We start from the raw sequence: 10,692 nt of genomic DNA on the forward strand, positions 1-10,692 counted from the left end.
CCCGCGGATCCGGAACCCGGACGTCACGCGACGACACGGAAGGGCGGGGATCAGCCCCAGCGGCGCACGAGCACGCGCTCGACGACCCCGACCACGGCGTCGGTGGCGGCGCCGAGCACGGCGAGCAGCACGATCGCGAGGAGCACCCGGTCGACGCGCCCGTTCGAGGACGACTCCGTGAGCAGGTAGCCGAGCCCCATGGACGCGGCGAGCAGCTCGGCCGCCACGAGGAACAGCCACGACTGCGCGAGCGCGAGCCGGAGCCCCGCCACCACGGCCGGCAGCACCGCGGGGAGCTGCACCGTGAGGAGCAGCGGGATCCGCGTCAGCCCGAACGCGCGCCCCACCTCGACGAGGTGCGGGTCGACGTGCCGGAGGGCGCCCGCGACGGTCGTGTACACGGGGAACAGCGCGCCGATGGCGACGAGCGTGACCTTGGAGTCCTCGTTGATCCCCATCCAGAGCAGGAGCAGCGGCACCCACGCGAGCGACGGCACGGTGCGGAACGCGCCGGCGGTGGGCGCGAGGAGGAGCCGGCCGACGCGCGAGAGGCCGACCACCGCGCCGAGCACGAGCCCCACCGTGGCGCCGAGCGCGAAGCCGAGGAGCACGCGCTGGAGCGAGATGGCGACGTACTGCCCGAGGATCCCCTGCTCGGCGAGCTGCACCCCGGCGCGCACCACGTCGAGCGGCGCGGGGAGGAGGTGGGCGGGCACGGCGCCGGTCGCGGTGGCCAGCGCCCAGGCGGCGACGACCAGCGCCGGCACGACGAGGCCGACCACGGCGCGGGTCAGGGCGGCGCGCGGGGAGCGGGTGGAGCGCCCGTGGCCCGGGCGGGCGGCTGGGCCTCCCGGGACGCGCGCCGCGCCGCCGCCCGCGGGCTCGCGCTCGGGCTCCGACGCGTCGGCGCGGACCCCCGCCGCCCGGTCGACCGCGGTCATCCGGCGGCCCCGGCGGCGGGATCCGCGGCCTCGGCGTACTTCGGCTCGAACAGCTCGTCGAGCGCGGCGTCCACCTTCCCCCGGTCGGGCACGTCGCCCGAGTCCACGAGGATCGGGCCGACGCGCTCGAGCACGTCGCGCTGGGCGTCGCCGGGCACGGGATCGACGCCGAGGTTCGTGCGGTCGATGACGGACGTGGCGACGGCCGGGTCGATCGCGGCGGCCTGCGCGAGGATCGCCGCCGTCTCGTCCGGATGCGCGACGGCCCAGGCGCGGGCCTGCTCGTACGCGTCGACGACCGCCTGCGCGAGGTCGGGCGAGGCGTCGAGGAACGACTGCGTCGCGTTGAGGAACCCGTAGGTGGCGAAGTCGACGTTCCGGTACAGCAGCGTGGATCCGGCCTGCGCCTCGCTCGCCGCCATCAATGGGTCGAGCCCGGCCCACGCGTCGACCGAGCCGTTCTCGAGCGCCGCGCGGCCGTCGGCGTGCTGGAGGTTCTGGATCGTGACGTCGGACGCGGGGATGCCGGCCTGATCCAGCGTCTGCAGCAGGAAGAAGTACGGGTCGGTGCCCTTCGTCGCGGCGATGTCGGCGCCGCGGAGCTGGTCGACGCTCGTGATGGGCGACCCCTTCGGCACGACGATCGCCGTCCACTCGGGCTGCGAGTACACGTCGATGGTGCGGATGGGCGAGCCGTTGGCGCGGGCGAGCAGCGCGGCGGACCCGGCGGTGGAGCCGACGTCGACGGCTCCCGCCCGCAGGAGCTCGTTGGCCTTGTTCGACCCGGCGGACTGCACCCAGTCCACCGTCACGTCGGATCCGAGGCGCGCCTCGAGCAGCCCCTGGTCCTTCACGATGAGGCTCAGCGGGTTGTAGGTCGCCCAGTCGACGGTGAGGGTGTCCGCGCTCCAGCCCTCGGCGCCCGCGGTGGCGGGGGCCGCGGCGGGGGCGACGGACGAGCCCTCGCCCGCGGCGCAGCCGGCGAGCATCATCACGGCGGCGGTCGCGAGCGCGAGGGCGGGGGTGGATCGGCGGAGCGGGAGACGGGTCACGGTGGGTCCTCGGTGCGGTGTCGGATGCGGTGGTCGGGTGCGGGGTGGGCTGAGCGGGGTCGGCGGATCAGCCCGCGCGATGGCCCGGCACGCCGAGCCCCTCGAGCAGCTCCGCGCGGAGGGCGGCGAGGGTGGCGTCGCCGCGGTCGCGCGGGCGGGCGCCGGGCACCTCGACCACGCGGCGGACGGTCGCGCCGGGGGCGGCGCCGGGCGCCGGATCCGGTCCCAGCAGCACGACGCGGTCGGCGAGGTGCAGCGCCTCGTCCACGTCGTGCGTGACGAGGAGGACGGTCGTCGGGATCGCGGCGTGCACGTCGAGGAGGAGGTCCTGCATCCGCAGCCGGGTGAGGGCGTCGAGCGCGCCGAAGGGCTCGTCGAGCACGAGCACGCGCGGCCGCCGGGCGAGCGCTCGGGCGAGCGAGGCGCGCTGCGCCATGCCGCCGGACACCTGGCGCGGACGGAGGTCGACGGCCTCGGCGAGGCCCGTGAGCGCGAGGAGGTCCCGGACCCGCGCGTCGCCCTCGGCGCGCGGCACGTCGCGGGGCAGGCCGAGCCGGACGTTGGCGCGGAGCGTGCGCCACGGCAGCAGCCGCGGCTCCTGGAAGGCCACGGCCGCGCGCTGGTCGACGTCGCGGACCGGCGTGCCGTCGATGAGGAGGGCGCCGGCGTCCGGCCGGTCGAGCCCGCCCACCTGGCGGAGGAGCGTCGACTTCCCGCAGCCGGAGGGCCCGAGGACCGCGACGACGTCGCCGGCCGCGAGGTCGAGGTCGACGTCGCGGAGCACCACGCGGGTGCCGCGTCCGCCGTCGACGGGGAAGGACCGGCCGACCCCGCGGAGCGCGACGGCGCCGGCCGAGGCGGTCGCGGCGGAGCGCGCGGGACCGGGCGACGACGGCCGGGACGAGGGGGCGGTGACGGGCATGACCCGACGCTAGGACGCGACGGCGCGCCGCGGGTCCGCGCCCGTCACACGCCGTCGCGGGGCGACGCGCGGCGTAACGGACGGGCCCGGATCAGCCGCGCCGAGCGGTGCGGCGCACCCCGGGATCAGGCCTGCGCGGCCGCGATCCGGGCGAGCATGCCGTTCACGAACGAGGCCGACTCGTCCGTCGAGAGCGACGACGCGAGGTCGACGCTCTCCGAGATGGCGACGCCGTCGGGCACGTCGGCGTTGAAGAGGATCTCCCAGATGCCGATGCGCAGGATCGCGCGGTCGACGGCGGGCATGCGGGCGAGCGTCCAGTTCACCGAGTACGTCTCGATGAGCTCGTCGATCTCGTCCTGGTGCGCGACGACGCCCTCGGCGATCTCGCGGGCGTAGGTCCACGAGGCCTGGCGGTCGGGCTCGGCCGCGGCGCGCTGCTGCTCGACCGCGAGCGTGGCGGGGATGGACTCCCCGCGGATGTCGGCGACGTAGAGGACGTCGAGGGCGCGCTTGCGCGCCTTGGTGCGTGCGCTCACGGGGTCAGTCGGTGACGCGGCCGAGGTAGTCGCCCGTGCGGGTGTCCACCTTGACGCGCGTGCCCTGCTCGAGGAAGAGCGGGACCTGGATCTGGTGCCCGGTCTCGACCGTCGCGGGCTTGGTGCCGCCCGTCGAGCGGTCGCCCTGCAGGCCCGGCTCCGTGTACGTGATGGTGAGCACGACCGACGCGGGCAGCTCGACGTAGAGCCCCTCGCCGTTGTGCAGCGCCACGGTCACGTCCTGGTTCTCCAGCATGAAGTTCTTCGCGTCGCCGACCTGCGCCGCGGACAGCGTGATCTGGTCGTAGTCGCTCGTGTCCATGAACACGAAGTTCTCGCCGTCGGCGTAGAGGTACTGGAAGTCGCGACGGTCGACCGTCTCGGTCTCGATCTTCGCGCCCGCGTTGAACGTGCGGTCGACGACCTTGCCGGTCATCACGTTCTTGACCTTGGTGCGCACGAACGCGCCGCCCTTCCCCGGCTTCACGTGCTGGAACTCGATGACGGTCCACAGCTGGCCGTCCATGTTGAGGACGATGCCGTTCTTGATGTCAGCGGTAGAGGCCATGCGGGGAGGGTCCTTGCCTGTTCGACGAGCGGGATGCGGCGTGCGAGCGGCCGCGCGGAGGATCCGTCATCCGCGGCCCGACGGGGCGCATGCGGGGATCCGAGGGATCAGCCTAACGGGTGCCGGTCACGACGTGCGCGAGGGCGAGGAGGTAGGAACCCTGCCCCAGGCCCGCGATGACGCCCGTCGCGACGGGCGAGATGACGCTCGTGTGCCGGAACTCCTCGCGCGCGTGCGGGTTCGACAGGTGCACCTCCAGCAGGAGGATGCCCGCCTTCGTCACGAGCGCCGCGGCGTCGCGGAGCGCGTACGAGTAGTGCGTGAACGCGGCCGGGTTCATGATGACCGGCGTGCGGGTGTCGACGGCCTCGTGCAGCCAGCCGATGAGGGTCGCCTCGTCGTCGGTCTGCCGCAGGTCGATCTCCACGTCGGCGGGCGCGAAGGCGACGAGCTCGCGCCGCAGGTCCTCCAGCGATCCGGTGCCGTAGACGTCGGGCTCGCGGCTGCCGAGCCGTCCGAGGTTGGGGCCGTTGAGGACGAGCACGCGTGACATGCGCCCAGCCTAGGGCGGCTCAGCCGACGCTCTGGCCGCCGTCCGAGCGGATGCGCTGGCCGTTGATCCAGCCGCCCTCGGCCGAGACGAGGAAGCAGACGAGCGCGGCGGCGTCGCGGGGCTCGGCGAGACGGCCGCGCGGCGTCGTCTCGCGGAGGCTCTCGCGGATCTCGTCGGTGAACCAGCCCGTGTCCGTGGGGCCGGGGTCCACGAGGTTCGCGGTGATCCGCACGTCCTCGAGCTCGCGCGCCGCCGCGATGACGATGCGGTCGAGCGCGGCCTTGCTCGCGCCGTACGCGACCTCGCCCACGACGGCGTCGGAGGTGAGCGCCACGATGCGGCCCGCGCCGGGGACCGCGCGGTACCGGCGCGCGAACCCCTGGATCAGCTGCAGCGACGCCCGCACGTTGACGGCGAGGTGGCGCTCGAGGCTCTCCACGCTCGTCTCCAGCAGCGCGCTGTCGACGGACTCGGCGTACGAGAGCACGAGCGCCGTGATCGGGCCGAGCTCCTCCTCGACCTCGCCGAGGATCCGCTCGGCCGCGTCCACGTCGACGAGGTCGGCCTCGACGGCGTGCGCCCGGCCGCCCGCGCGCTCGACGGCCTCCGCGACGCGCGCCGGGTCCTCGGGCTGGCGGCCCCACGGCATCCGGGCGTCGTAGTCGGACCAGTAGGTGAAGGCGACGTCCCAGCCGCCGAGGGCCAGGTCCTCCGCGATGGCCGCGCCGATGCCGGACACGCGGCCGACACCCGTGACGAGCGCGACGGGCCGGGGCGCGTCCGGATGCGCGGGGTCGGTCACGACCCGATCTCCTGGTACGCCGCGAACAGCAGCGCCTCCTCGGGGCCGTTGAGGACGCTCGCGCGGCCGACGCCGTCGAGCACGATGAAGCGCATCATGTCGCCGCGCGCCTTCTTGTCGCGCTTCATGCTCGCGACGAGCGTGGGCCAGCGGCCGACGGGGTAGCTCGTGGGCAGGTCGAGCGAGTCGAGGATGCGGCGGTGCCGGTCGACCGCCTCGTCCGACAGCGAGCGCGTGAGGCGCGACAGCTCGGCGGCGAAGACCATGCCCACCGCGACGGCCGCGCCGTGCCGCCAGCGGTACCGCTCGGCGTGCTCGATGGCGTGGCCCAGCGTGTGCCCGTAGTTGAGGATCTCGCGGCGGCCCTTCTCGGTGAAGTCCTCCCCCACGACCTCGGCCTTCATCGCGATGGCGAGCTCGACGACCCGGCGGAACTCGGGGCTCGTGGGATCGGTGACGCGCGCCACGTCCCGCTCGATGACGTCGAGGATCTCCGGCACGGCGATGAAGCCGGCCTTCACGATCTCCGCGAAGCCCGTCACGAGCTCGTTCCGCGGCAGGGTCGCGAGCAGGTCGAGGTCCACGATCACCGCGGTGGGCGCGTAGAAGGCGCCGACGAGGTTCTTGCCCTCGGAGGTGTTGATGCCCGTCTTGCCGCCGACCGCCGCGTCGACCATCGCGAGCACGGTCGTGGGGACCTGGATGAGCATCACGCCGCGCAGCCACGTGGCCGCGACGAAGCCGCCGAGGTCGGTCGTGGCGCCGCCGCCGAGCGTGATGACGGCGTCCGAGCGCGTGAAGTCGGTGGTGCCCATGATCTTCCAGCAGAACGCCGCGACCTCGACGCGCTTGGCGCCCTCGGCGTCGGGCACCTCGGCGAGGTACACCTCGACGTCGCCCTGCAGGCGCTCGCGGAGCCGCGACGCCTCCTCGGCGAGGGCGGGCGCGTGCACGATGAGCACCTTGCGGACGCGCGGGCCGAGCAGGGCGCCGACGCCGGCGATCAGGCCGCGGCCGACGGTCACGTCGTAGCCGGGCGTGCCGGAGACGCGGATCACGGTGGGCGCGTCGGGCTCGATCGCGGCCGGCTCCCCGGCGGCGGGTGCGGTGGCGTCGGTGGGGTGTGCGTCGGTCATGGCTGCCTCTCCCGGGCGAAGCGCTCGATCTCGCGGGCGATGCGCGCGAGCGGGCGGTCGGAGGTGTCGATGGTCAGGTCGGCGAGCGAGCGGTAGAGCTCCTCGCGCGCGGCGACGATGCGCCGCCAGCTCGCGAGGCCGTCCACGAGGGGGCGGTCGTCGCCGCGGATGCGCGCGCGGACGGCCGCCTCGCTCACGGTGAGGAGCACGACGTCGCTCGTCGCGAGGTCGGCGCGGGTGGCGGGGTCGAGCACCGCTCCCCCGCCGAGCGAGACGACGCCGCCGCCCGCGAGGGCCCGCGCGACCTCCTCGCGCTCGATCTCGCGGAAGCGCGGCTCGCCGTGGTCGCGGAAGATGTCGGCGATGGATCCGTGGGCGTCCACGATGGCGCGGTCGGTGTCCGTGAACGGCACGCCCATCGCGCGCGCGACCCGGCGGCCCACCGTGGTCTTGCCCGCGCCGGGCGCGCCGATCAGGACGACCGGCACGCTCAGGCCTCGGGCGGGGCGGCGTCGGCCTCGTCGACGAGGTCGGCGCCGGAGCGGCGGCCCTCGGGGATCGCGTCGAGGTAGCCGCGCAGGTTCCGCCGGGTCTCGCCGACGGAGTCGCCGCCGAACTTCTCGAGCACGGCGTTCGCGAGCGTGAGGGCGACCATCGCCTCGGCGACGACGCCGGACGCGGGGACCGCGCACACGTCGGAGCGCTGGTGGTTCGCGGGCGCCGCGCCACCGGTGGCGGTGTCGACGGTGCGCAGCGCCCGGGGCACGGTCGCGATGGGCTTCATGCCGGCGCGGACCCGGAGGACCGTGCCCGTGCTCATGCCGCCCTCGGTGCCGCCCGCGCGGTCGGTCGACCGGCCGATCCCGGCATCGGTCGAGAAGAGCTCGTCGTGCGCCTCGGATCCGCGCCGCGTGGTGGTGAGGAAGCCGTCGCCGACCTCCACGCCCTTGATGGCCTGGATGCCCATGAGCGCGCCGGCCAGCTGCGAGTCGAGCCGGCGGTCCCAGTGCACGTGCGAGCCGAGGCCCGGCGGCAGGTCGTACGCGAGCACCTCGACGACGCCGCCGACCGTGTCGCCGCTCGCCTTCGTGTCGTCGACCTCGGCGACCATGCGGGCGCTCGTCTCGGGGTGGAAGCAGCGCAGCGGATCCGCGTCGAGCGCGTCGACGTCGGCGGGCGTGGGCAGCGGCGCGCCCTCGGGCACGCGCACGGGCCCGATGGCGAGGGTGTGGCTGACGAGGGTGATGCCGAGCTCGGCGAGGAACGCACGGGCCACGGCGCCGAGGGCGACGCGGGCGGCGGTCTCGCGGGCGCTCGCGCGCTCGAGCACGGGACGGGCCTCGTCGAAGTCGTACTTCTGCATGCCCACGAGGTCGGCGTGGCCGGGACGCGGGCGCGTGAGGGCCGCGGCGCGCGCGCCCTGCAGCTTCTCGGGGTCCACGGGCTCGGGGCTCATGACGTCGACCCACTTGGGCCACTCGGTGTTGCCGATGCGCACCGCGATGGGGCTGCCGAGCGTCCGCCCGTGCACGACCCCCGTCGAGAGGTGCAGCTCGTCCTGCTCGAACGCCATGCGCGCGCCGCGGCCGTAGCCGAGCTTGCGACGGGCGAGGTCGGCGCGGATGCCGTCGAGGCTGACAGGCACGCCCGCGGGCAGGCCCTCCAGGACGGCGATGAGTTCGGGGCCGTGGGATTCCCCGGCGGTGAGCCAACGCAGCATGGCCCCATCCTCCCACAGCGGTCGGCGGCGCTCCCCCGGTGCGGGGGCGGCGTCAGGCGCCGGTCCAGGGCCTCCGCGGGTCGCGGCCGACGCTCGCGAGCATCGCCTCGAGCACGCGCGCGTCGTCCGGCAGCGCGCGCTCGGCGTCGCCGTGCACGAAGAGCCGCACCTGCCCGAGGGCCTGGTGCACGAGCATGTCGATCCCGGGCACCACGCGCCCGCCCGCGCGCTGCCAGCCGGCGGCGATCCCGGTGGGCCACGGCGCGTAGGTGACGTCGAGGAGCACGGCCGCCTCGGGCAGGCGGGCCGGCAGCGGCACGGCCGCGGCGGCGTCGCCCGGGAGGGTGCTGACGACGGTGTCGGCGTCGCGGAGCGCGGTCGCCGCGTCGTCCAGCGACGCCGCCGCCAGGGCGATCCCGAGCTCGTCCCCGAGGGAGGCGAGCTCCCGCACCTGCTCCGGTCGCCGCGCGGCGACGGTCACGTGCCCGGCGCCGATGCGGGCCAGCGCGACGAGGGCGGATCGGGCGGTGGATCCCGCGCCGAGCACGACCGCGCGCTGCGAGCGCTCGACGCCGCCCATGCCGAACGCCCGGACGATGCCCGCGACGTCCGTGTTCGCGCCGCGCCGCCGGGTCCCGCCCGCGCCGTCGTCCTCGAGCAGCAGCGTGTTGGCGGCGCCCGCGAGCCGGGCCGTCTCGTCCACCGCGTCGAGGAGCGGCAGCACGTCCCGCTTGAGCGGCATCGTCAGGGACAGGCCGCGCCAGCCGGCGCCGAGCCCGTCGACGAACGCCGGGAGCTCCGCACCCGTGCACTCCGCGGCCTCGTACGACCAGTCGAGCCCGAGGACCCCGTACGCCGCGCGGTGCAGGCGCGGCGAGAGCGAGTGCGCGATGGGGCTGCCGAGGACCGCCAGCCGCACGGCCGGCGTCCGCGGATCAGCCATTGCCCGGGTTGTCCTTCATGAACTGCTGCCACTGGGCCACGGCCTTGAGGTGCTCCTCGTAGGTCTGCGAGAACACGGTGTCGCCCGTGATCGTGTTCACCGTGACGAAGTACAGCCAGGGCCCCTGCTCGGGCGCCATCGCCGCCTTGATCGCGAGGTCGCCCGGGTTGGAGATGGGGCCGACGGGGAGCCCCGGGTGCACGTAGGTGTTGTACGGGTTGTCGTCGGCGCGCTCGGCGTCGGTGGTCGTGACGCGGCCGACGGACTGCGCCCCGTACGCGACGGTGGCGTCGGACTGCAGCGGCATGCCGATCGCGATGCGGTTCTGGAAGACGCGCGACACCTTGTAGAAGTCGCCCTCGAAGCGCGCCTCCTTCTGGATGAGCGCGGCGAGCGTGAGCACGCGGTGCCGGTCGGCCGCCGGCACTCCGGCCTGGTCGAGCGCGGCGGTCGTGCGGGCGACCATGGCCTTCACCATGTCCGTCGCGGACGTGCCGGGCGGGAAGTCGTAGGTCGCCGGGAAGAGGTAGCCCTCGATGCTCGGCGCCTCGGCCGGGATCCCCAGCGCGGCCCGGTCGGCGGCGGCCGCCTCGAGGTCGGCGACGGGCGTGCCCGTGCCCTCGGCCACGAGCTCGAACGCCTGCGCGGCCGTCTGGCCCTCGGGGATCGTGACCTTGGCCTGCACCTGGCTGGCCGGGTCCTGCAGCATCTGGAGCGCGGAGGCCGCGCTCATCTGCTTCCGCAGCGTGTAGGTGCCGGGCTGGAACACGATCTCGCTGCCGGAGCGGACGACCGCCTGGTAGAAGGCCTTCGACGTCTTGACGACGTCCTGCGACGCGAGCGTGTCCCCGATGGTGCTGCCGGTGTCGCCGGTCTTGACGACCACCTGCACCTCGCCGGATCCGTCGCCGTCGTAGTCGGTGGGCTCGGCCTGGGTGAGCAGCGCCGAGACGACGGGCCCGAAGAGCGAGGTCGCGATGACGGCGGCCCCGCCGAACAGCGCGACCAGAAGGACCACGACGTAGGGCCACTTCGGGTGGCGGCGCTTCGGCTTCGTCGGGGCGGATCGCGGCGCGGCCTGAGGGCGGGCGGCGCGGTCCTCGCGGCGGGGCGCGCGGTCCTCGCGGCGGGGCGCGCGGTCCGAGGAGGCGGCCGTCGCGGCGGAGGCGGCGGCGACCCCGGCGGCGGACGCCGACGCGGAGGACGCGTCGGCCGGTGCCGCGGATGCGGACGCCGACGCGGCGATCCCGGCGTCGGGGAACGGCCGCGCCTCGGCGGCGTCCGGTCGACGGGCGGACGCCGTGGGGGCGGGCGGGTCCGTCGAGGGGACGGGGCCGGATGCGGTGGCGGCGGCCGAGCGCGCCTCCGCGGCCTCGCGCAGCGCGCGCAGCTCGCGACGGGTCATGGGAGCGCCGGTGCCGATGCCCGGGCCGTCGCCCCGCGGGGCCGGGGCGTCGACGTCGCCGGACGACGACGAGCGCGCGCCCGGAGAGCCGGCGGGGGCGGTGGCCGCCCC

The 10,692-nt window shown here is 75.4% G+C and carries 12 protein-coding genes; all 12 read right to left on the reverse strand.

The features are described from left to right. Positions 1–50: 50 nt before the first annotated feature. Positions 51–941 (reverse strand): ABC transporter permease, encoded by an 891-nt coding sequence (locus tag FGG90_RS05190; protein ID WP_094129643.1) that lies wholly within the window; start codon positions 939–941, stop codon positions 51–53. Continuing rightward, the gene (locus FGG90_RS05195) at positions 938–1,993 is read right to left on the reverse strand and encodes an aliphatic sulfonate ABC transporter substrate-binding protein (RefSeq protein WP_094129640.1); all 1,056 of its coding nucleotides are present in this window, start codon (positions 1,991–1,993) and stop codon (positions 938–940) included. Before FGG90_RS05195 ends, FGG90_RS05190 begins: the two co-directional genes overlap by 4 nt. A gap of 67 nt (positions 1,994–2,060) precedes the next feature. Next, a complete protein-coding gene (locus tag FGG90_RS05200; protein ID WP_094129637.1) occupies positions 2,061–2,915 on the reverse strand; it encodes an ABC transporter ATP-binding protein in 855 nt (284 codons plus the stop codon). Between the two features lie 125 nt (positions 2,916–3,040). Then, a complete protein-coding gene (nusB, locus tag FGG90_RS05205) occupies positions 3,041–3,454 on the reverse strand; it encodes a transcription antitermination factor NusB (protein ID WP_094129634.1) in 414 nt (137 codons plus the stop codon). 4 nt (positions 3,455–3,458) lie between these two features. After that, positions 3,459–4,022: an elongation factor P gene (gene efp / locus FGG90_RS05210; protein WP_063071749.1), complete on the reverse strand. Its 564-nt coding sequence runs from the start codon at positions 4,020–4,022 to the stop codon at positions 3,459–3,461. Positions 4,023–4,134: 112 nt separating this feature from the next. Then, on the reverse strand, positions 4,135–4,575 hold the full coding sequence (locus FGG90_RS05215) for a type II 3-dehydroquinate dehydratase (protein ID WP_094129631.1): 441 nt from the start codon (positions 4,573–4,575) through the stop codon (positions 4,135–4,137). Positions 4,576–4,594: 19 nt separating this feature from the next. Next, entirely contained in the window at positions 4,595–5,377 is a 783-nt protein-coding gene (locus FGG90_RS05220; protein WP_094129628.1) for an SDR family oxidoreductase, read from the reverse strand. Next, complete coding sequence (gene aroB, locus FGG90_RS05225; protein ID WP_237583521.1) at positions 5,374–6,513, reverse strand: 3-dehydroquinate synthase; 1,140 nt, start codon at positions 6,511–6,513, stop codon at positions 5,374–5,376. Before aroB ends, FGG90_RS05220 begins: the two co-directional genes overlap by 4 nt. Beyond that, positions 6,510–7,001 carry a shikimate kinase gene (locus FGG90_RS05230; protein ID WP_094129625.1) on the reverse strand — a complete coding sequence of 164 codons (492 nt, stop codon included), beginning with the start codon at positions 6,999–7,001 and terminating at the stop codon, positions 6,510–6,512. Before FGG90_RS05230 ends, aroB begins: the two co-directional genes overlap by 4 nt. A gap of 2 nt (positions 7,002–7,003) precedes the next feature. Then, on the reverse strand, positions 7,004–8,233 hold the full coding sequence (aroC, locus tag FGG90_RS05235) for a chorismate synthase (protein ID WP_094129622.1): 1,230 nt from the start codon (positions 8,231–8,233) through the stop codon (positions 7,004–7,006). 52 nt (positions 8,234–8,285) lie between these two features. Then, a complete protein-coding gene (locus FGG90_RS05240) occupies positions 8,286–9,176 on the reverse strand; it encodes a shikimate dehydrogenase (protein ID WP_094129619.1) in 891 nt (296 codons plus the stop codon). After that, complete coding sequence (gene mltG, locus FGG90_RS05245) at positions 9,169–10,581, reverse strand: endolytic transglycosylase MltG (RefSeq protein WP_237583522.1); 1,413 nt, start codon at positions 10,579–10,581, stop codon at positions 9,169–9,171. The genes FGG90_RS05240 and mltG overlap by 8 nt, the downstream gene beginning before the upstream one ends. Positions 10,582–10,692: the final 111 nt, after the last annotated feature.

It is taken from the genome of Clavibacter michiganensis subsp. tessellarius (genome assembly GCF_021922985.1).
In the GTDB taxonomy this organism is placed as follows: domain Bacteria; phylum Actinomycetota; class Actinomycetes; order Actinomycetales; family Microbacteriaceae; genus Clavibacter; species Clavibacter tessellarius.